General features: G+C 37.4%; 21 protein-coding genes. 12 read left to right on the top strand and 9 right to left on the bottom strand.

Annotated features, from left to right (window positions below; translation table 11 throughout):
• Window positions 1-2 precede the first annotated feature (2 nt).
• From AC0INN_RS01405 to AC0INN_RS01395, 3 genes are read left to right on the top strand one after another with little or no spacing between them, the layout of a single operon-like run.
• Window positions 3-1,385 carry a BspA family leucine-rich repeat surface protein gene (locus AC0INN_RS01405; protein ID WP_306611326.1) on the top strand — a complete coding sequence of 461 codons (1,383 nt, stop codon included), beginning with the start codon at window positions 3-5 and terminating at the stop codon, window positions 1,383-1,385.
• A gap of 5 nt (window positions 1,386-1,390) precedes the next feature.
• A complete protein-coding gene (locus AC0INN_RS01400; protein ID WP_306611324.1) occupies window positions 1,391-3,142 on the top strand; it encodes a BspA family leucine-rich repeat surface protein in 1,752 nt (583 codons plus the stop codon).
• A 17-nt stretch (window positions 3,143-3,159) separates the two neighbouring features.
• A complete protein-coding gene (locus tag AC0INN_RS01395; RefSeq protein ID WP_306611323.1) occupies window positions 3,160-4,719 on the top strand; it encodes a BspA family leucine-rich repeat surface protein in 1,560 nt (519 codons plus the stop codon).
• Window positions 4,720-4,769: 50 nt separating this feature from the next.
• On the opposite strand, the gene purE is transcribed toward AC0INN_RS01395, so the two are convergent.
• Window positions 4,770-5,273, bottom strand: coding sequence for a 5-(carboxyamino)imidazole ribonucleotide mutase (gene purE / locus AC0INN_RS01390; protein WP_306611321.1), 504 nt, complete (start codon window positions 5,271-5,273; stop codon window positions 4,770-4,772).
• 195 nt (window positions 5,274-5,468) lie between these two features.
• Here purE and AC0INN_RS01385 point away from each other — a divergent pair, with 195 nt between their 5' ends.
• From AC0INN_RS01385 to AC0INN_RS01370, 4 genes are all read left to right on the top strand, one after another.
• Complete coding sequence (locus tag AC0INN_RS01385) at window positions 5,469-6,374, top strand: DMT family transporter (RefSeq protein ID WP_273647356.1); 906 nt, start codon at window positions 5,469-5,471, stop codon at window positions 6,372-6,374.
• A gap of 169 nt (window positions 6,375-6,543) precedes the next feature.
• On the top strand, window positions 6,544-7,110 hold the full coding sequence (locus AC0INN_RS01380) for a hypothetical protein (RefSeq protein ID WP_273647355.1): 567 nt from the start codon (window positions 6,544-6,546) through the stop codon (window positions 7,108-7,110).
• 9 nt (window positions 7,111-7,119) lie between these two features.
• Window positions 7,120-9,243, top strand: a complete 2,124-nt coding sequence (locus AC0INN_RS01375) for a cation:proton antiporter (RefSeq protein WP_172277226.1) — start codon at window positions 7,120-7,122, stop codon at window positions 9,241-9,243.
• Window positions 9,244-9,406: 163 nt separating this feature from the next.
• On the top strand, window positions 9,407-10,039 hold the full coding sequence (locus tag AC0INN_RS01370; protein ID WP_273647354.1) for an HdeD family acid-resistance protein: 633 nt from the start codon (window positions 9,407-9,409) through the stop codon (window positions 10,037-10,039).
• 44 nt (window positions 10,040-10,083) lie between these two features.
• Here the strand turns inward: AC0INN_RS01370 and AC0INN_RS01365 are convergent, their stop codons facing one another.
• Window positions 10,084-11,193, bottom strand: a complete 1,110-nt coding sequence (locus AC0INN_RS01365; protein WP_273647353.1) for a 5-(carboxyamino)imidazole ribonucleotide synthase — start codon at window positions 11,191-11,193, stop codon at window positions 10,084-10,086.
• 219 nt (window positions 11,194-11,412) lie between these two features.
• Window positions 11,413-11,961: a DUF1543 domain-containing protein gene (locus AC0INN_RS01360; RefSeq protein ID WP_172277217.1), complete on the bottom strand. Its 549-nt coding sequence runs from the start codon at window positions 11,959-11,961 to the stop codon at window positions 11,413-11,415.
• 87 nt (window positions 11,962-12,048) lie between these two features.
• On the opposite strand from AC0INN_RS01360, the gene AC0INN_RS01355 reads away from it, so the two are divergent.
• Window positions 12,049-12,879 carry a sulfite exporter TauE/SafE family protein gene (locus AC0INN_RS01355; RefSeq protein WP_172277214.1) on the top strand — a complete coding sequence of 277 codons (831 nt, stop codon included), beginning with the start codon at window positions 12,049-12,051 and terminating at the stop codon, window positions 12,877-12,879.
• Window positions 12,876-13,259, top strand: coding sequence for a DUF1634 domain-containing protein (locus AC0INN_RS01350; protein ID WP_172277211.1), 384 nt, complete (start codon window positions 12,876-12,878; stop codon window positions 13,257-13,259). Before AC0INN_RS01355 ends, AC0INN_RS01350 begins: the two co-directional genes overlap by 4 nt.
• A gap of 6 nt (window positions 13,260-13,265) precedes the next feature.
• On the opposite strand, the gene gloA2 is transcribed toward AC0INN_RS01350, so the two are convergent.
• Window positions 13,266-13,643, bottom strand: a complete 378-nt coding sequence (gene gloA2 / locus AC0INN_RS01345) for an SMU1112c/YaeR family gloxylase I-like metalloprotein (protein WP_273647352.1) — start codon at window positions 13,641-13,643, stop codon at window positions 13,266-13,268.
• Window positions 13,644-13,649: 6 nt separating this feature from the next.
• The gene (locus AC0INN_RS01340) at window positions 13,650-14,096 is read right to left on the bottom strand and encodes a nuclear transport factor 2 family protein (protein ID WP_273647351.1); all 447 of its coding nucleotides are present in this window, start codon (window positions 14,094-14,096) and stop codon (window positions 13,650-13,652) included.
• Between the two features lie 86 nt (window positions 14,097-14,182).
• Between AC0INN_RS01340 and AC0INN_RS01335 the strand changes: the two genes are divergently transcribed.
• The gene (locus AC0INN_RS01335) at window positions 14,183-15,310 is read left to right on the top strand and encodes an endonuclease/exonuclease/phosphatase family protein (RefSeq protein ID WP_273647350.1); all 1,128 of its coding nucleotides are present in this window, start codon (window positions 14,183-14,185) and stop codon (window positions 15,308-15,310) included.
• Between the two features lie 94 nt (window positions 15,311-15,404).
• Here AC0INN_RS01335 and AC0INN_RS01330 read toward each other — a convergent pair whose 3' ends face one another.
• Both AC0INN_RS01330 and AC0INN_RS01325 read right to left on the bottom strand, forming a co-directional pair.
• On the bottom strand, window positions 15,405-16,181 hold the full coding sequence (locus AC0INN_RS01330) for a zinc ribbon domain-containing protein (protein ID WP_172277199.1): 777 nt from the start codon (window positions 16,179-16,181) through the stop codon (window positions 15,405-15,407).
• Window positions 16,182-16,183: 2 nt separating this feature from the next.
• On the bottom strand, window positions 16,184-17,281 hold the full coding sequence (locus AC0INN_RS01325; protein WP_273647349.1) for a Nif3-like dinuclear metal center hexameric protein: 1,098 nt from the start codon (window positions 17,279-17,281) through the stop codon (window positions 16,184-16,186).
• Between the two features lie 61 nt (window positions 17,282-17,342).
• Between AC0INN_RS01325 and AC0INN_RS01320 the strand changes: the two genes are divergently transcribed.
• Both AC0INN_RS01320 and AC0INN_RS01315 read left to right on the top strand, forming a co-directional pair.
• Window positions 17,343-18,170, top strand: coding sequence for an ion transporter (locus AC0INN_RS01320; protein WP_172277193.1), 828 nt, complete (start codon window positions 17,343-17,345; stop codon window positions 18,168-18,170).
• Between the two features lie 43 nt (window positions 18,171-18,213).
• A complete protein-coding gene (locus tag AC0INN_RS01315; RefSeq protein ID WP_172277190.1) occupies window positions 18,214-18,372 on the top strand; it encodes a hypothetical protein in 159 nt (52 codons plus the stop codon).
• 41 nt (window positions 18,373-18,413) lie between these two features.
• Here AC0INN_RS01315 and AC0INN_RS01310 read toward each other — a convergent pair whose 3' ends face one another.
• Both AC0INN_RS01310 and AC0INN_RS01305 read right to left on the bottom strand, forming a co-directional pair.
• Window positions 18,414-20,390, bottom strand: a complete 1,977-nt coding sequence (locus AC0INN_RS01310; protein WP_273647348.1) for a T9SS type A sorting domain-containing protein — start codon at window positions 20,388-20,390, stop codon at window positions 18,414-18,416.
• A 111-nt stretch (window positions 20,391-20,501) separates the two neighbouring features.
• Complete coding sequence (locus AC0INN_RS01305) at window positions 20,502-22,460, bottom strand: T9SS type A sorting domain-containing protein (protein ID WP_273647347.1); 1,959 nt, start codon at window positions 22,458-22,460, stop codon at window positions 20,502-20,504.
• Window positions 22,461-22,520: the final 60 nt, after the last annotated feature.

The raw sequence follows: 22,520 nt of genomic DNA, 5'->3' as shown, positions 1-22,520 counted from the left end.
ATATGATAAAAAAACTAATCCTATTCCTTCTCTTCAGCTTTTTCTTTCAATCCGGAAAGGCACAAAATGAATTCATTACCATATGGAAACCTGGTAATACCAGTACCAATATAACAGGAGTTTCACTTTCAACGTCCAATCAAATATGGTTTCCCGGCAAAGGCAACCAATTCAACGTTTATTGGGAAGAAATAGGGTATCCTCAGCACAATGGAATTTTACAAAACGTTACGGCTTTAAAACAATTTTTAATAGACTTTGGCGATCCCCAAAACCCCACTCCTGCTAACGCAACCTATAAAGTGAAAATTAGTAATGGTAATGGTACCTTTCAGGCAATCCGGTTTCCTGAGGGTGTTTATGTATCTACCACACTATGGCCCATATTTTTAGAATATAATGGTGACAAAGAAAAAATTCTGGAAGTTTCACAATGGGGAAATATTATCTGGGAAAATATGGAATGGGCATTCAGCGAATGCATCCATATGAATGTTACTGCAACAGATGCACCTGACCTGTCTCAAATAACAAGTACTTATGGCTTATTTTACAATTGTACCTCACTCACAGGAACACCGGCATTTGACACCTGGAATACCTCGGGTATTACCAATATGAGCCACATGTTTGCCGGAGCCACAAATTTTAACCAACCTGTCGGAAGCTGGAATACGGCCAATGTAACCAATATGAACTGGCTGTTTCATTATCTTGATTTTTTCAATCAGCCTATCGGAAACTGGAATACTTCAAAGGTAACTACTATGATCCATATGCTACACGAATGCTATGCCTTTAACCAGGATCTTTCTTCCTGGGACACCTCAAAGGTAACAGATATGAGGGCAATACTTGGCAAAACAACGAACTTTAATCATAGTCTTGGAAACTGGAATCTGAATTCTTTAGTGCTCGCTTCAGGGATGCTTACCGGTTCCGGACTAAGCTGTGAAAAATATAATAACACTCTCATGGGTTGGGCAAATAATCCGGCAACTCCCAACAATCTGATAATCGGAGATGTTTCTCCAATGGCTTACTCATCTCAGCCCGCACTCAATGCAAGAAATAATCTTATCAATACAAAAGGATGGACCATAACTGGTGATTACTACAATACTGAATGTGTAAGTTTATCAACATCCGAAGTTCTTTCTCAAAATGAAATCCGTATTTATCCAAATCCGGCAGCGGATTACATTTATATTAAGAATGTAAAAGGTTTTAATACTTATAAAATTTTTGATATGAGTGGAAGAATAATGCTTCAGGACCTCCTAAACGATGAAAAAATCAATATCAGTTCTTTAATTAAAGGAAATTACATTTTACAAATCATTACAAAAGATAAGGTCCAATCTTTAAAATTCATCAAAAACTAATTCTCATGCTAAAAAAAACAATCCTATTCTTTCTCTTTATTCTTTTCTTTCAGTCAGGAAAAGCTCAAAATGAATTTATCACCGTCTGGAAACCAAGCCTTCCCCGTTATGCAACACAATATACTGGGATATCCGTAGCTTCTACAGATACACAGATCTGGCTTCCTGCTGTAGGAACCGATTTTCAGGTATACTGGGAAGAAATTGGTTTCCCGGCACACCATGCCACATTAACCAATCTCAACTCTACTTACCAAGTACTGATCGACTTTGGGACCCCTTTAAACCCTAATCCAGCAGACGCAACTTATCGTTTAAAAATAACTAATGGCACTGGTAATTTTCATAGGATCCGGTTTTCCAACTGGGATATGTTTAATGGTGATGGCCTGATAGGTGATGTGCATAAAATAGTAAGATTGGAACAATGGGGAAACATCCACTGGTCTTCTATGGGACAGGCATTTCAGGGTTGCAGAGACTTCGATGTAACTGCCACAGACACTCCAGACCTCTCAGCCGTTACAGATATGTCCAATATGTTCTTAGGTAATTATAGTTTGATAGGAAATCCCTCTTTCAATAATTGGAACACCTCCCATGTAACCACTTTGCTAAGTACATTTGCAGGTTGTTTTCTTTTCAATCAGCCTGTTGGAAACTGGGACACTTCAAACGTTACCATGATGGGAATAACATTCAGCTCTGCTTTGGTATTCAACCAATCTCTGGCGAACTGGAACACCTCTAAGGTAAACCACATGACCGCCATGTTCAGTGGTGCTAAGGAGTTTAATCAACCGATCGGAAATTGGGATCTTTCCAATACTATCGATTGCGAATTTATGTTTTCCGGTGCTAAAAAATTCAACCAGCCTATTGGTAACTGGAATACCTCAAAAGTAGTTGAAATGGACCGTATGTTCAACCAGGCACAAGATTTCAATCAGGATATCAGCAATTGGGATACTTCGAGTGCCACCATTATGGAGGGCATGTTTGCTGGAGCTTCCAGTTTTAATCAAAACATCGGAAACTGGAACATAAGCAATGTAGTCTATATCAACGATATGTTCAATGGGGCTACCAGCTTCAATCAGGATATTGGAAACTGGGATGTAAGCAAAGCAGTCTGGATGCACAATATGTTTAAAGATGCAAAGAATTTTAATCAGAATATAGGAAACTGGAATGTAGGACTTGTCACCAACATGAACAATATGTTCAATGGAGCCACTCATTTTAATCAAAATCTTGGACAATGGAACATCAGCTCTCTTACCTCAGCCATAAACATGCTACAAAACTCAGGACTGAATTGTCAAAGCTACGATAATACCCTTTACGGCTGGAACCTGAAGCCCACAACCCCTAATAATATCAACCTTGCAAATACTTCACCTTTGGTTTACTCCAACCCGCTTGCTGTCAATGCCAGAAATAATCTTATCAATAATAAAGGATGGACGATCAGCGGAGATACTTACAACGGAGAATGCCAGTCTGTTTTATCCACATCAGATGCGTTACCTCTCAACGAGATCAGTATCTATCCAAATCCCGCAACGGACTTTATCTACATCAGAAATATGAAAGATTCCGGTAATTATAGAATAATGGATATGGCAGGAAGAATAATACTTCAGGGTATGATAAATAATCAAAAAATAGACGTTAACTCATTAATCAAAGGAAACTATATCCTTCAGATCATTTCGAAAGACATGGCACGTTCACTTAAATTTATTAAGAAATAATATCATAATCCATCCGTATGTATAAAAAAATTATCCTCCTAGGTTTATTCTTACTCTTAGGGCAAATGATAAAAGCACAAAATGAATTTGTTACGATCTGGCAACCCAACAGGCCCGACACAATGCCTCTTATTGATGTAAATGCTCCTTATGCCGCGTCCACTAATCAGATATGGTTTCCGGGAATCGGTGAGAATTACACAATAAGCTGGGAAGAAGTAAACTATCCTCAGCATAACGGGGTTATGAATAATGTTACCTCTACGAAGCAGGTATTGATTGACTTTGGAACTTCATTAAATCCTGATACGGCAAGCGCTTCTTATCGAGTAAAAGTAAGCAACGGAAATGGCATATTTAAACAGATACGATTTGGAGAATGCCAGATCATTTATGTAGCAGACTCATATATTCTCATGTGGGATATATTCGGAAATTCTGATAAAATAACTGAAATAGAAAATTGGGGAAATATTCAATGGACCTCTATGAATACTGCATTTGCGCACTGCAGATTGCTTCAGCTCACGGCTACCGACAGTCCAAACCTCACTAATGTAACGGATGCTTCATTCATGTTTTATAATGCCCATGATTTTTTAGGGGCAAGTTCAATGCAAAACTGGAATACCTCAACTATAAAGGATTTTAAATTTATGTTTGCAAGGATGGGAGATTATGTGCAGGCAATAGATCAGTTTAATTCCCCTTATTTGAGTACCTGGAATATGTCATCAGCTAAAAATCTGAATAATATGTTTTCCGGAAGAAAGGTATTTAATCAACCCTTAAATAATTGGAACACTTCGAATGTGGAAGATATGGGCTGGATGTTTGCTCTTTGCCTGAATTTTAATCAGCGTTTAGACAGCTGGGATACTTCTAAAGTAAAAGATATGTCTTTTATGTTCCATTTTATTCCTGTTTTCAATCAAGACATTGGCGGATGGAATACTTCCTCTGTAACCAATATGGCTCATATGTTTCACGGCTGTACTGTTTTCAATCAACCTCTTAACTGGGCAACTTCCCAGGTTACTCATATGGGATTTATGTTAACAAGCGCCACAAGCTTTAACCGGTCTTTAGGCAACTGGAACCTCAGCTCATTAACCGATGCTACCAATATGCTTACAGGTTCAGGATTAAATTGCGATAATTACAGCAAAACCCTTTCCGGATGGGCAGATAATCCTGTTACTCCTAATAATATTCCTCTTGTTTCAGTAACGCCTTTACAATATGCTTCCAATGCTGCTTCTAAAAGAAACATTCTTATTGGTAAGGGCTGGAATATAACAGGAGATACAGTAGGAAACTGTTTGTTGTCAACTTCAGAAATCCACACCAACAGCCAAAGCTTATCTATATATCCTAACCCCGCAGAAGATAACCTGCATATAAGGCATGCCCACGAGCTCAAAAGTTATAAAATTCTGGATGCCAGCGGAAGATTGGTACAACAGAATGCTCTGAATACAGACATGATTAATATAAGCTCACTGACAAAAGGAAATTATATACTACAGATTACAACGAAGAATAAAACAGAATCGTTTAAGCTGATCAAAAAGTAAAATAAAAGCCTCACTTGTAATAAAGTGAGGCTTTTTTATAACGCGTATTTTTATTTATCATACTCGTTGGGGTGCTGAGCTTTAATATCGTCAACAGTTCCTAGTACTTTATCTTTTAAAGAATCCTGATATTTCTGTAGTTTTTCCGCCACCTGTTCATTTCCGCTTCCTAAAATTTTAGCAGCAAGGATTCCCGCATTTAAAGCTCCGTTCAATGCTACAGTTGCTACAGGGATTCCGCCCGGCATCTGAAGGATGGATAGTACAGAATCCCACCCGTCAATAGAATTACTGGATAAAATAGGAACTCCGATTACAGGTAAAGTAGTACAGCTAGCCACCATTCCTGGTAGATGGGCAGCTCCCCCGGCCCCTGCAATGATAACTTTCAAACCTCTTTCTTTTGCTGTTTTGGCATAATCAAACATTCTTTCGGGCGTTCTGTGAGCAGATACCACAGTAAGCTCGTAAGGGATTTCGAGAGTTTTCAAAAAGCCTGCAGCTTGTTCCATAATTGGTAAGTCACTTTGACTTCCCATGATAATTCCTACCATCTTCAATTTTATTAGATTTTCAAAGATAAAAATTAAAATCTGTTTTCTAAAATTGAACTATCTATAAATCCCTGGATAATCTGATCTGAAAAAATTTTAACCCTGAATATATCAACTGATTACAAACAACATGCAAAATCACGTTTTATAATTATACTTAAATAAGATATATTTGTATACCATTTCACTAATATTTTGAAAGATTATAAACTTACACTTGCTGTTCTTACTGTAGCTATTGTCTGGGGAACGACTTTTTTATCGATTCGGGTGGCAGTACAAACGATTCCAGCCTGGTTTGTCGCGGGAATAAGACAATCTCTTGCAGCATTAATTATGCTCCTTGTCCTTTTATACAGAAAAGAATTACGATGGATCGGATGGAAAAACCTGAAATACCAGATTGTTTTTTCGTCACTTATGCTGATCATTGCCAATGGAATGACCACTGTTGCTGAAGAAACGGTAACAAGCAGTGTGACCTCTCTGATAAGCGCCTGCTCTCCTATTCTGGTTTTTATGGGCAGTGTGGCTGTGGGAATACAAAAATTCAGCCTCAGGGCTGTCGTAGGAATTCTGATGTCTTTCGGTGGTATTGTTTTTATCTTTTGGGACGGTATAAAAGATCTGGCCAATCCGGATTATGCCATGGGAATTGTTTTTCTTCTTATCGCGATTGCAGGCTGGGCATCAGGTACCATTTTCACAAAAAAACTAAACATTCAAAGTGGAAATATATCGTTGAATCTCTTATATCAGTTTGCCTTTGCAGGAATTATCCAGATTATTTTTGCCTTCTTATTTTCTGACGATTATAACTTCGAAAACTGGAGTTTCAAAAGTATTTCAGCCATGTTTTACCTTTCCATCTTCGGCTCTGTTGCAGCCTTCTTTGCCTATCATTATGCTTTGACAAAGGTTTCACCGGTTCAGGTTTCTATTCTGGCCTATATCAATACCATTATTTCTATCTTTTTAAGCTGGCTGATCCTTGATGAAAGTATTTCTGTTAAATTTATTGTGGCAGCAATATTAATTATTCTGGGAGTGTTCATAATTAACTACAACCCAGCCATGTTTAAAAAACAAAGAATTCAATAAACACGGGACACCTATCTCAACCCCTGATTATCGGTACATTAAGGAACTTTCATATTATGATTGCTTCCTATTTTCATTATTCATCCAACAGAATATATCTCTATTTATCCACTTTCACATCTCTTTTTTTATTTTTTTTCCCTATCTTGTTTAGATCAATTTCTATGATATGCTAAAAAACACTCTGCTGATTTTATTTATTGTCCCATTGCTTCTTCTAAGTTGTGATAATCGCCAAAAGGAAAAAGACCTGCTGGAAAGAGAGCAGCAGCTTTTGGAAAAAGAAAAGCTATTTGCCCACAAAGAATCTGAATATCAAGCCTTAATTAAAATGCGTGACAGCATCTTTACCCGAAAGGACTCTGCCAAAGTAATGACATGGCCGGAAGAAATTTCCGGAGATTGGAACGGCAAAGTGATCTGCACGGAATCCAATTGTAATGATTATGTTGTTGGAGATCAGCGAACAGATACCTGGGAATTCGACAGTGATTCCACTCAATTGGTGGCTAAAATCATCAACAATAACAATCTTATCAGGTTGTATTCCGGAAAGTTTGAAAACAATGAGATCAAACTGAATTTCAAAACAGATTCTGCTGCCAAAAAGAAAGTAGAAATGAATATTCTTCTCAATGATATTTCCGACACTAAGATAAGAGGAACAAGAACTGTAATAACAGATAATAATTGTACTGCAAAATTTTCTGTAGAATTAACGCGTTCGTCCAAATAAAACACATTTATGATTTTACTGAGCATACACAACCTGAGCTTCCCTATTGAAGATCCTGTATTAAAATTTTTATTGGTCCTGGTCATTATTCTGGCAGCTCCATTACTTCTGAATAAAATTAAAGTTCCCCATCTGTTAGGCCTTATTATCGCAGGTGCAGTAATCGGACCCAATGGATTCAATCTGTTGGCGAGAGATAGCAGTATTGTAGTTACGGGAACTACAGGACTTCTTTATATTATGTTTCTCGCAGGACTGGAAATTGATATGGGTGATTTTAAGAAAAACAAATGGAAGAGCCTCGGATATGGAGCTTATGCATTTATTTTTCCTTTTATACTCGGATTTGTCGGAGCGTATTATTTATTGGGATTTTCGGTACTGACTTCCGTCTTATTCGCCAGTTTGTTCTCGTCTCAAACCCTTATCACTTATCCTTTAATCAGTAAACTTGGAATTGCAAAAAACCGGGCTGTAAATATTACCGTAGGCGGAACAATGATCACCGATATTGCCACATTATTGGTACTTGCTGTGGTTGTAGGTATGGTCCAGGGAGACGTGGGAACTTCTTTCTGGGTAAAGTTATCCGTATCTGTTATACTTTTTAGCCTGATCGTTCTATTGTTATTCCCTATTATTGGACGATGGTTTTTCAAAAAAGTAAATGATAAAATATCCCAGTACATTTTTGTATTGGTGATGATTTATCTGGCGGCACTATTGGCAGAATTAGCCGGCATTGAAGCCATCATCGGGGCATTCTTTGCCGGGCTTGCATTAAACAGACTGATTCCTCATACATCTTCCCTCATGAACAGGGTGGAATTTGTAGGGAATGCGATATTTATCCCTTTCTTCTTGATCAGTGTGGGAATGCTGATCGATTTTACCGTATTCTTCAAAAGTTTTGAAACCCTTAAAGTTGCAGCGATCATGTTGGTCGCATCAATCGGTGGTAAATATATTTCAGCCGTGATCACCCAAAAGACATTCAGGTTTACAAAAGAAGAAGGTAAACTGATCTTTGGTTTAAGTTCAGCTTCTGCAGCTGCTACATTAGCTACAGTAATGGTAGGATACAACATCATTGTTTCCGAAACGGAAACAGGAGAACCTGTAAGATTACTGAATGAACATGTATTGAACGGAAGTATATTACTTATCCTTATTTCATGTACCATTTCTTCATTTGTATCTATGGCCAGTGCACAGAAAATCGCAGAAACGGATAATGAAGATACGGTATCCGGAAACAGCCATGAGGAGGAAAGCCTGCTATTAGCCATCAATCATCAGGAAACTGTAGAGCGAATGGTCAATCTGGGTATTCTGATTAAGGCACATTCCAATACTGAAGACTTTTTTGCATTGAACGTCATCAATGAAGATAAAAATGAGTCTTCTGTAAAAAATGCCGAAAAATTACTCCACCAGGCTACAGATGCCGCAGCATCGGCCGATGTCAAATTGCAACCTCTGAAAAGATATGATAATGATGTTGTAAACGGCGTTAATAATGTGATCAAAGAGCAGGAAATAACGGATCTTATTATCGGCCTTGAAGATGAAAAAGGTTTTTCTCCTTCCTTCGTTTACAATCTTTATAATGGCTACCTTCAGAATGATCACGTGAACGTACTGGTATACCATGCTGCCCAGCCTGTTTCTACAATAAAAAAATATGCAGTGATGATTCCTGAAAATTCAGATAAAGAAGCCGGCTTTTTTCATGCTCTTTTAAGGGTATGGAATATTGCCCGGAATTCAGGAGCAACCATGATATTTTATGCTCCTGAAAGTATTATTGATCTTTTACAAAGGATCATCAAAAAAGCCAATATAGAAGCTGAATTTATCATTATGAATACCTGGCATGACGGTGAAAAAACAGCTGCGGGACTAAAAGAGGATGAAGCCCTTATTGTGTTTATGGCTAAAAGAGGAATGGTATCCTATATTCCTCAAATGAGGCTCATGCCGGAACTTCTCAACAAAAATCTAAAAGAAAACAATTATCTTCTGATCTATCCTTTTTCAGAATATGACAAAAACAGTCCTGAAAAAAGATCATTCGGAAATCACAGGGATTTCATCGAAATCGGAAATGTTATCCAGAAAATTTTCAAGTAACAACCACTATCAATAGAATAAATTCAATCAATTCAACTATTTATTAGTTGTTTGTTTTCAGTAAATTAGACCTTAAAACAGAATTCAATTATTTAAAATGGAAATATAAAAACGGACTCGCCGAACACCGTATTTCAAAGTAGGCAACAAAATACTTTTAATTATGCCAAATCTATTAAAATCATTCAGAAACTCTGTAAAGCACTGGTATATCCCGCTTATACTAGGAATCCTTTTTATTGGATGTGGAGTATATGTATTTTCATCTCCCCTTGAAACCTATCTGACATTATCTCTTCTTTTTAGTGTCTCTTTTATCGTCTCGGGGATCTTCGATATCTTTTTCTCGATCAATAACGCGAAAGTATTAAATGGATGGGGCTTATATCTGGTAACGGGACTACTTTCCTTTATTATGGGAGTCTATCTGGTTTCTTATCCTCAGATTTCAATGACCATTCTACCCTTTATTGTAGGATTTACAGTGATGTTCCGTTCTTTCCAATTACTGGGTATCTCATTTGATTTGAAAGACGCCCATGTACTAAGATGGGGTAATCTTGCCATATTCAGTATCCTCGGAATTATCCTGTCGTTTATGCTTTTGGCTAATCCTATATTTTCAGGAATGTCCCTTGTAGTCCTTACCGGTTTATCATTTATTTTCGTAGGAGTAGCTTCTGTCATCTTAGCCTTTGATCTGAAGAAAATAAAGGACTATCCTTCAAAACTGGGTAATGAGCTCAAGGATAAAATAGAAAATCTTCATAATGAACTCAATGATAAAATGAGATAAAAAAATAAGAAAGACTGCTTTTCAGCAGTCTTTCTCTCAATATTTTAAGCTATTACTCTTACCATAGCCTTTACTTTGATGAGCTTTTCCATCAGTTCTTCTTTGGAGTCAGCCAGCACATTAATGTGCCCCATTTTCCTTCCCGGTTTAGTTTCGGTTTTTCCATATAAGTGAACATAAGTTTTAGGCAATTTCAGGACTTCTTCCATTCCTTCATAAATTACTTTTCCTGAATATCCTTCTGCTCCTACAAGGTTAAGCATTCCACTATAACCTAAACTTTCCGTATCCGCTAATGGAAGGTTCTTAACGACACGGTACATTTGCTCAAATTGTGAATTCGCGTTTCCTTCCTGGCTTTGGTGCCCTGAGTTATGAAGTCTCGGCGCAGTCTCATTTACCCATACTTTTCCAGCCTTATCCAAAAACAGTTCTATGGCAAAAAGCCCGGGAGAGTTTATTGCGTTCAGAAACTTTTCCGTAATTACATCAATTTGCTTTTGGGTGTCTTCGTGTAAAAAAACCGGACAAATATTAAAATCTAATAAATTTAACTTAGGATCAGCCACCATTTCTGTAACCGGAAAAGTCTTCGTTTCCCCTTTTTCATTTCTTGCAACAATCACAGACAATTCTTTATCGATATCAACAAGCTTTTCGATCACAGAAGGCTCCTTCCATAAATTTTGAAGATCTTCTTCATTTTTAATTACCTGAACACCTTTTCCATCATATCCGCCTGTATTCATCTTTTGTACAAAAGGAAGTGTCATTGTAATTTTTTCATCACTATTCCAGACAGCCTGAAATTCAGGGCTCGGGATATCATGAGCCTTATAGAATTCCTTCTGAAGAATCTTCTGCTGAATGGTTTTAATGATTGCAGAATTCGGAACAACTTTGATCCCCTGGTTTTCAAGTTCTGATAGGGCATCGGCATTTACATGCTCGATCTCTATTGTTACAACATCTTTATTTTTTCCAAAGTTCAGGACTGTTTTATAGTCATTGAAATTTCCCTGTGTAAAATTTGAAATAGTACTGCAGGGAGCATCAGAGGCAGGATCCAGCGTATAAAATTCATCATCATATTTCAATGCGCTCTGTATCAGCATTCTTCCCAGCTGACCACCTCCTAAAATTCCTATTTTCATTCTATATTTTTATTAGATATATTTTCAATTGAGACCATCCGGATCATAGGCAAATATCAAACGTTTTTCAACATTACAATACAACACCAGATCATTGATCCAAGACTTTGCAAAGATAAAAATTTTATAGCCGATTACCTAAATTTTCGTATCTCCGATCCTTGCCGTACTTAACGTGTTACGCCGGCTTAAAAGCCGGCGTAAGTGATTATGGGAAGTTTATACTTTATCTATTTTAAGATATCCTAGACCTATTGGGTTTTCCTGATTTTCCGCATCAGATTTTTCTAAAACAATGGTGTATTTCTCTTTCATTTTTTGAGGAAGGATATCATTAACGTTAAAAATATCATCGATATCCACACCGTGCTTATCGTCAACATGGCTTACAGCTCCTTCGAATCCCATTGTTTTGTAAAATTCCGTTTCCTTCACTCTCTTTATGATTTCGCCCATGGATGTTCCAACCATCAGATGTTGCTCATGGAATTCTTCAAAATATCCCCTCTTATAGCCTCCTAAATTAATAAAGAATAGTTGGTTTTCAGAAACCTGATCTGTTTTCTCAACAATTTTCACTTCATATCCATCTGCAAATCTTACCTCCTGATGGCAGTCCAGGTGGATTTTACCATCAGCCTCTTTCCAGAAGTCTTTCATATCCGGAACCAGATCCTTTAAACTTTCTGCAATTCCAAAAAACACATCGTGCTGTTCGATATTCCTGCCTGGAGGAGTGGCACCTAGGATCACGTAGAATAATTTCATTTTCATTTTTTTAGTCATACAAAAATACGTCAAATTTATCTTTTTGAAAGTTTGGCAGAAAACTGCAATAGTTTTATATTTGTATTCATGTCAGAAATCATTATTCTCTTCCTTGGAGCAATCTCAGCAGGCCTATTGGGCTCACTTACAGGTTTAGGAGGAGGAGTTATCATTATCCCTTTATTGACGCTTGGTTTTGGCGTCCCTATGCATTACGCAATCGGAGCTTCCTTAATATCTGTGGTGGGTACATCTTCCGGTGCCGCCGTAGCTTTTGTTAAAGAAGGATTTACCAATATGAGAATCGGAATGTTTCTGGAAATAGCAACTACAGCAGGTGCTATTGCCGGAGCTCTTGTTTCCGGAATTCTGAACCCAAATACCATCGGGATTATTTTTGCCAGTATTCTTCTCCTTACCGTAATTTTAAATCTTAAAGGAAAACCCGACCACCAGGAACCCCTGATCAAGGGAAGTTTAGAAGATAAACTTAAATTGTACGGAACCTTTCCGGATAAAGGAGTCATTAAAAAATATTCTGCGCGAAACACCATTCCTGGATTCTTTATGATGATGTTTGCCGGAGCAATGTCTGGTCTTTTAGGAATCGGTTCAGGTGCATTGAAAGTATTGGCAATGGATAATATGATGAAGTTGCCTTTTAAAGTTTCTACAACCACGAGTAATTTTATGATCGGTGTTACGGCTGTCGCAAGTTCCTTGATCTATTTTCAAAGAGGAGAAATTATCCCGGTAATTGTAGCTCCTGTTTTGGTAGGGGTTGTGGTAGGAAGCTTCATTGGGTCTAAAACATTGATGGTTTCAAAAACTAAAAAACTGAAGGTATTTTTTGCTATTGTAATTACAATCCTTTCAATCTATATGATGTATAACGGTATAAATCAAAGTTTCCGATGAGAAAAAATTTCACAGACGTTGATTTGAACCGCTCCGTAGGAAATCTCCTGAGACTTGGAGTGATTTTGTCCGTAGCTATATCCATTATTGGCTTTGTAAAACTGTTTCTGGAAGGTTTTAAAATGCCCAAAAACTATTCCTTACTGGAGACCGGTTCTTCGTCGGAAAAAGTATGGGGCCAGTTTTGGGAATCTCTCTGCAAAGGTGAAGGAATGGCCATCATTCAACTGGGAATCTTGGTTCTTATTTTCACTCCTTTAATGCGAATTGTTTTTGCATTAATAGGATACCTGAAAGAAAAAGATTACATCTATGTGATCATATCCTCAATTGTTTTAGCCATTATGGCAATCAGCTTTTTTACGGGATACGCACATTAAGCCTATTTACATTTCATAAAACTCCAAAGGAAGCCTATCCGGATCTTGTGTAAAGAAAAACTCTTTACCGGTAAATTCGTCGATCCTTATCTCCTCACATTCCAGTCCCTTTTCCATAAGTTCCTGCCGCTTTGCGCCAACATTTTCAACGGAAAATGCAAGATGCCTTAATCCGCACGCTTCGGGACGGGAAGGCCTTGCGGGAGGATCAGGGAATGAAAAAAGTTCTATCACATAATGATCTCCGATAGCAAGGTCCAGCTTATAAGATTGCCTTTCTTCACGGTATACTTCACGGATCACATTCAAACCTAAAATCTCTGTGTAAAACTTTTTAGAAACTTGATAATTGGAGCCTATAATGGCGATATGGTGAATTTTCATTGTATATTATTTCTTATTCTCGCAATTTTCCTTTCTTCTTGTATCAATGATGTACTGAATTTTCCAGCTGTTATTCTGCTTAACGAGCTGAAAGCTGTTCGCTCCGCAATGTGAAAACTTTCCCTGGTAATAAAACTGATAGGGAGTGAAAACGCTCGCCATATTGCCGTCTACAAGTACAGATGCTATGGTAATCCTTTCATCCAGATCGCCTTTAGCGGCTTTGGAAACAGCAGATATAAAACCAGGTATATCATCTGTTTTCACTACTCCTTCTTTTGTAATAGTCTGTAGAATGGCCGTTTCAGTAAATGCCGACTTTACCAGTTCCGAATCTGCATTCTTCATACCTGCGAACAAATCCCTGATAGGTTTCTCAATGTCCGGGTTCTGGAGTTGCTGTCCAAAGCAGAATGTACTTAAAAAGCATACAACTGCGAAAATTTTATTCATAGTATTGATTCAAAATATAACAGAATAAAAGTAAGAAAAATCTGACTCAAACTTCATTTATTTCACACTAAAAAAGATGATTTCATTTGAATTCTTGTAAAAAAGGATTATTTTTAGCCATCTATTTTTATAACATGTGGAGTGCTTATTTGATCTTAACCGGCCTGCTGGTTCTATTGACATTATTACCTAAAATTCAAAACCAGCATTGGATATTTCGGGTTCCTGAGTTTGGAAAAATTCAAATCACGTACTTTATTGTGCTTACCTTCCTCTTAGGATTTTTCTTTAGATCAGCCGAATATTTCTGGTATTTCCAGGGCACTCTTTTTATCTTATTTGTACATCATGGGGTAATTCTTGTAAAGTATACTCCTCTCTACAGAGTAAGGAAACATCAGAGGGGCAAGCGGTCCTCTCAAAAATTACATTTCATTTCTGCCAATGTCTATCAGTTCAATACGGAATATGACAAGTTTATCGGTCTTATCAACCGAAACAAGCCGGAAATGTTCCTTACCATGGAAAGCAATGGAGTTTGGGAAAATGCATTAAGAGCTTTAGAAAAAGACTACCCCTATCATCATAAGGTAACCTTGGAAAATACTTATGGGATGCATTTTTATTCTAAAATTCAGATCAAAAATTCCACTACACATTATTTTGTAGCTGAAGATATTCCAAGCATTGAAATCCATTTAGAGACAGAAGACGGCTTCTCTTTTGTTTTTTTCGGGGTTCATCCACCGCCTCCCAGCCCAACGGAAGAAGCGACATCAAAGGAGCGGGACGGCGATCTCCTGAGCATTGCAAAACGCGTGAAAGATATCACTGAACCTGTACTTGTCGTTGGTGATTTTAATAATGTTGCCTGGTCAAGGTCTTCTATACTGTTCAGAAAAACAAGCCACCTTATTGATCCGAGAATCGGACGTGCCTTTGTTCCAACCTTCCACGCCAGATACCAATTACTGAGATTCCCTATCGATTTAATGTTTCATAGTGAAGACATCTTTATTAAAGAACTTAAGACCCTAGACAATTTTGGCTCGGACCACCTACCGGTATATTGCGAATTCTTTATCGATCATCATAATACGGGTCAGGAAGAAAGAATAGAAGTTGCTGACGCCGAAGAAAAAGCTGAGGCTGAAGAAATGATCATCGAGGGGAAAAAAGAAGATGGTGACCGGGATGCTGTTGTTACAGAATAATATGTTTATCTATAGCAAGCGCATTCTTCGATTAAATAGAATAAAAAAAACTGTTTCATTTCTGAAACAGCTTTTATATCAAAGTAAACGATGATTAAAATTTAATCACAGATTTCATTTTTTCGTTTTCTTCCATTACCAATTCATCATCAACAAGGATTTTTCCTGAATGTTCATCGATAATGATTTTCTTTCTCTGAGCGATTTCCATCTGTTTTTGTGGAGGAATTGTAAAGAAAGATCCTTTCGGAGCACCTCTTTCTAAACCTACCACAGCTAATCCGTTGATAGAGTTCGTTCTGATTCTGTTGTAAGAAGCTAGTAATCTTTCATCAATCTTACCTGCAAATTCTTTAGACTGCTCAATTAAATAATCTTCCTCTTTCTGAGTTTCAGAAACTAAACCTTCCAATTCTTCTTTTTTGAATTTAAGGTGGTTTTTAAGATCGTTAATTTTTGAATTCAGTTCTTCCAGAGTCTCATTTTTATGAGTGATCTTGATCCCAAATTCTTTAATTCTTTTTTCCGCAAGTTGGATTTCAAGATCTTGGAATTCAATCTCCTTACCTAAAGCTTCAAACTCTTTATTGTTTCTTACGTTATCTTGTTGAGATTTGTATTTCTCAATTAGAGTTTTCGCATGGTTAATTACTTCATGCTTTGTTTTGATCTGATCTTCCTGATCCTTAATTTCTGCATGAAATTTTTCAGCTCTTTTTTCAAGCCCTTCTATCTCGATTTCAAGATCTTCAACCTCAATTGGCAATTCTCCTCTTGTATTTCGGATTTCATCCAATCTTGAATCTATGATTTGTAAATCGTATAAAGCTCTTAATTTCTCTTCAACTGAAATATCGTTGGTTTTTGCCATATCTAAAGGAAATAATTTACTGGGTTTGTTTTTTCGTTGGATTTTGAGATTGCAAATGTACTAAATTTTTGTGACAAAATTTCAAATAATTGTTTTACAACCCATTGTTCTGATTCATAATGTCCTATATCACAAATCAGCATTTTAGATTCTGCTAAAAAAAAATCGTGGTATTTAACGTCTCCGGTCAGGTAGGCATCACATTTTTTAGATAATGCGGATTTTATTCCACTCGCTCCTGAGCCTCCTAAAACACCCACTCTTTTAATCTTTTTATTAGTAAGCCCTGAATGTCTGATCATTTCAAGATTAAATTTCTCCTTAACAAAACGTAAAAAGTCCTCCTCATTCATTGCTTCTTCAAACTCTCCATACATTCCCAATCCTGAATACTGGTTTTCATTGTCCAGACTATAGATCTGGTAGGCTACTTCCTCATATGGATGTGAAGATTTCATAGCAGAAATAATCTGATTTTGTTTATAGCCTTCAAAAATTACAGAAATCATATTTTCATCTGCATTTTCCCTGATATTCTGCTTTCCTGAAAATGGATTCGAGCCCTCAATTGGTCTGAAAGTTCCATTGCCATTAATACTGAAACTGCACTCATCATAGAAACCAATATTTCCTGCCCCGGCAGAGAAAAGAGATTCTTTTACTTTTTCAGCATGGTCTTTGGGAACAAATACGGTAAGTTGTTTCAGATTATCTTTCTTCGGCTGAAGGATTTTCATTTCTTTTAATCCCAACTGGTTGCATATTCCTGCATTAACCCCAAAAAAATCATTATCAAACGCAGTATGAATTGCATAGATCGCAACCTTATTCTCGATGGCTTTTAAAACAGCCCTTTCAACATAGTTTTTCCCGGTAAGAGATTTTAACCCTGAAAAAATAATCGGATGAAAACATACGATCAGATTTAATTTCTTTTGAATAGCTTCTTCTACAACATTCTCTAAAGCATCGTGACATACTAAAATACCACTCACCTCCCGTTCCGGAACCCCGCACAACAACCCTACATTATCAAAGTCTTCTGCCTGTTGTAAGGGAATACGTTTTTCTATTTCCGAAATTACTTCTCTTATTGTCATTTATTATGTATGTTTGCTACGAAAATAGGGATAATTTCTTAAATTAGAAAAAACTCAAAGTATGGAAAAAGAACACAATCTTGTCCCGGAGGATACATTATGGAAAAGATTTCTTTATCGTGTTATTTACCGTTCCGATACCAGATTGGGAAAGCTTTTCGATATTATATTGTTGGCATTAATCCTTGTCAGCACACTTATCATTATGATGGAAAGTGTTCCGAAGCTGGACCAAAGATTCCATCTTACATTTATTGTTTTTGAATGGATCATTTCTTTATTTTTTTCCGCAGAATACCTGCTGCGTATTATGGTCGTAAAAAATAAGAAAAATTATATCTTCAGCTTCTTTGGAATTATAGATTTTCTTGCCCTGGTTCCTTTCTACCTCAGTTTTTTCTTTCCGGTAACCAAATATTTCCTGATATTCAGAATGTTGAGAATGTTAAGGGTGTTTAGAATTTTCAATTTACTGGATTTTATGAATGACGGATATCTCATTGTACGGGCATTGAAAAACAGTTCAAGAAAGATCTATATTTTCCTGTTGTTCCTTATCATTTTTTCGGTGATTGTAGGTTCTTTGATGTTTATGGTGGAAGGAGGAAGAACCGGTTTTGAAACCATTCCCCAATCTATTTACTGGGCTGTGGTTACAGTAACTACAGTAGGTTACGGAGATGTTTCACCCATTACACCTATGGGAAAATTTTTTGCAGTTATACTGATGCTTGCCGGCTACTCTATTATTGCTGTACCCACCGGTATTGTAACGGCAGAGATGAGGAATAAAAGACAAAACCTGGAAAAGATCTGCGAACGTTGCGGAAATGAAGATATTGATGATGATGCGAGGTATTGCAAACAGTGTGGCAAGAAATTAGCTTGATATCATTTATCAAATTAATCTATTAACCCAATACCACAAAATCATGGAACCAAAAAAGAAAAACAAGCCCAATAGTTTAGTTATTATTCTTTTTGCTTTAGTTGCATTAATGATCATTATTTATTTTATACTAGCTATGTTCTTCCCTACTGTTTTTGAACATATGAGTACAGGTGATATACAACCTGTTCCTAATAAATAAAAAAGGTGGCTGATGCCACCTTTTTTGTTGAATATAAATTCTTATTTCTTAATTACTTTGGTCGTCTTTTTAGAGCCGTCCTTCATTTCAAGAGTAACCAGATACAATCCTGATTTCAGATCCTCCAAATGAATTACCGTATCTGGGCTTACGATCATTTTAACCAATCTTCCTGAAACATCTGATACAGAAATAGATTTAACGTTATCAATATCTGCAATGTTCAGAACATCAGTAAACGGATTCGGATAAATTCCACTGGCTTTTTTAATTAAAGCAGGAGTTGAAATACCTGAAGCATGTCTATCTGAACTCTCTTTATTGATATTGATCGTAAACGCTCCTTCGAGCTCATCTGTATACTCGCTATAATATCCTACATTCACATAATAAACAGTTCCGGATATAGTTGGAACAGACAATGTTTCAGTCTCTCCATCTGCCATATTATCTACAGTATCCACACATACTAAACTGCCGCATGTTCCACTGAAAACACCAATCTGAGGATCGAAATCACTTCCTGAAGGCATACTCACGGTAATATTAACTGTTTCTCCGTCACCAACAAATGTGAACCATGTTCCATCATTCATTCCACTTTCACAAGCGGTGATAAATCCTCCGTTATTTGTTGCACCACCTCCGTCAGTCTGCACATAAGTATAAGGGAAAGAAGATGCCAGCAGAGCTCCTGAACATTCGTCATTAGCCGGTGCCGGTGGAATACTTCCGACACAGATGTCAAAGCTTTGATTGCTTCCTGTTCCATAGTAGCTGTAAACTCTGATGTAATAAGTTTGTCCTATAGTTAGCCCGGAAACAACAGCTGACGTAGGATCCGAACAAAGAATGCTGGATAAAGTACCACAAGATCCGCTAAATACCTGGAAGTAAATATCATCATCTTCTTCTGTACCGATAGAAGTTATATTCAGAAGAGAGATTTTCTGGCTTGTTCCTGTCGCTACAAATTTAAACCACACGTCATCATCAGGATTACCATAGCAAGGAGCAGCAGCAATTCCTGAAGCCGTAGCTCCTAGTGTATAACCTGATGTTATTGTTCCACAATTGAGATCAGGATTCACCGTTAAGGTTACTGCTCCTATACAGTTATCATTCAGAGGAACCGGAGGGGCTGTTTTAAATTTCACTTCAGCGCATCCTGAAGATTCACCGGCCGCTGATACAGAAACCACCCGTAAATAATAAGTAGTATTTACACTTAATAAGGTAGGAACAGCAAAACTAGCAGCACTTACAGATTGTTGATTGATGATTTGTGTTCCACCAGGAGTTGTACCTATGGAAACTTTATATCCTGTAGCTCCTGCAACCGGGTTCCAGAGAATGGTAGGTAACAATGGAATAAACACGGCGTTATTTGTCGGATAAGTTACTGACGGACAAACGGGAACAGGTTTTGGTGTTAATCCGTTGATTGTAATGGCCGATTTAAAGGAAGCCTGATGCCCTACAGGAGGATAAACAGGATTCGGATCGGTCCCATCATTTCTGAAATAAAGAGTAGAATTAGGAGCTGAAGGATACACATGCATAATCTCGTCCCCATTATCATCATAATCGGCTGAATTTTCATCAACAGCAACCACAAGGTTATCTGTATTATTATAATGAAAAGGTGTCGCAAAAGTGATGTTGATAACTCCATTTACATTAGTAACTGTTCCGGCATACACCTGAGTCAGTCCGGAAACAGGGATCCAATCGGATTCGGTGTCGAAACTGGATTTTGTGGTAAGCCCTAAATAGACCACCCAATCTGAAGAATTAACCATTGACATCGACGGATTACTATAAAATGTAAGCCCTGTTATATTCCCTGCCGCGTCAGCATTAATTTCCTGTTTTGAGAAAATCTGCTGCACATAGGAATATCCATAGTATGTACTGATCGGAGCTGGTCCTACATCAGTACTCCCTGAGCCCAAATTGATTTGAGCATTCAACACCATGCCTAAAAACAATAAGCATGAAAGTAAAATTTTTTTCATAAATATAATGTTTGGTATTAGACCACTAATTTACCAATAATACAGCAAGCATCGAAGAAAAATGACAGCTAAAATTTAGCTGTCATCAATATTTATGGATAAAATCGGATTCTATTTTTTAATTGCTTTGATCGTTTGTTTAGATCCGTCTTTCATTGTTAATGTGACCAGATATAGACCTGATTGAATATCAGCCAGATGAATAACCGGACCAAGATTATCAATTGTTTTTATCCATCTTCCGGAAATATCAGTAACCGTAACGGATTTTACATTAGCAATGTCAGAAATATTCAAAATATCTGAGAAAGGATTCGGATAAACACTGATTACTTTCTTATTTCCTGCTACTTCAGAGGTTCCAAGATTATTTTTTGCTATATTAATCGTGAAAGTTCCTTCCATGTTATCCGTGAATCCACTATAATTACCCACATTTACATAATATGTAGTACCAGGCTGAGTAGGTATTGATAGAGTTTCTGTTCCTCCGGAGCCATTATTATCTACTGTATCAACACATGCAAGGCTTCCACATGTTCCACTGTAAACACCGATCTGAGGATCAAAATCACTACCTGCAGGCATTGTAACAGTAATATCAAATGTTGCACCATCACCGGTAAATGTAAACCAGGTACCATCATTCATACTATCGGAACATACAGTTACAAATCCGCCATTATTTGTTGCACCACCTCCGTCAGATTGTACATAAGTATAAGGGAAGGCTGACGCCGTCAACGCTCCGGAACAATCATCATTGGCTGGTGGCGGTGGCATTGTACCTACGCAGATATCAAAACTTTGATTGGATCCTGTATCGAAATAACTGTAAACCCTCACATAATAGGTATCTCCAACAGTAAGTCCGGTTAAAACTGATGATGTATCATCGGAACATAGAATGCTCGACAATGTACCACAGGCACCGCTAAACACCTGGAAATAGGTATCATCATCATTGGTAGTTCCTACAGAAACCACATTCAGGAGTGATATTTTATGCGTTGTAGCAGTAGCAACAAATTTAAACCATACATCATCATCAGGATCGCCATAACATGGATCAGGAATTAAGCCTGAATCTGTTGCTCCCAAAGTATATCCTGCGGTTACAGCACCACAATTAAGATCCGGATTTACTGTTAAAGTAATCGCTCCCGCACAATCGTCATTCGATGGAGCTGGCGGAGAAGTCTTAAATGTAATTTCTGTACATCCTGAAGATTCACCGGCCGCTGATACTGAAACTACCCGTAGATAATAATTGGTATTAGCACTTAAAGGTGCAGCTGGAGTAAAGCTATTGGTCGCTACAGATTGTTGATTCACCACATCAGTTCCTCCCGGAGTTGTTCCTATAGAAACCTTATAACTTGTCGCTCCCGATGTATTATTCCAGTTGATGGTAGGTGATAATGGGATGAAGGTTGAATTATTTGAAGGATATGTTATGACAGGACAGGCAGCAATTGGATTTGCCGTTAATCCCAGAAATGTAATTACCGATTTATAATCTGCCAAATCTCCTGCCGGAGGTGAAGCCGGATCAGGATTGTTGCTGTCATTTTTATAAAACAAAGTAGAATTTGCGGCACCGGAATAAACATACATTGCCTCATCATTATTATCATATCCCGGCGAATTTTCTTCTGCAGCTACGACTAGATTATCCGTATTGTTATAAGGAAATGGTGTTGTAAAAGTAACTTCCACCACTCCGTTAGCATTGGTAATTGTTCCTGCATATACCTGAGTCAGCTGAGAAACCGGTATCCAGTCTGTATCTGAAGTAAATCCTGATTTTGAGGTATGCCCGAGATATACCACCCAGTCGGATGAATTTGCCAAAGACATCGAAGGATCCAGGTAGAACTTAAGTCCCGTAATGTTTCCTGCTGCATTTGCATTGATTTCCTGCTTAGGGTAAATCTGCTGAACATAGGAATATCCGTAATAGCTACTGATCGGAGCTGTACCAACGTCAGTGCTTCCAGCGCCCAAATCAATCTGGGCGTTTAGTGCCATGCTTACAATCAAGAAACATGAGAGTAAAAATTTTGCCATAAAATAACAGTTTTAGTGTTTAATATACTAATTTACTAATAATATAATGAATAAAATAAA

The sequence above is a fragment of the Chryseobacterium subflavum genome, assembly GCF_055762745.1.
The sequence above is the reverse complement of the archived record's forward strand: the minus strand, read 5'-3'. Positions and strand labels throughout refer to the sequence as shown.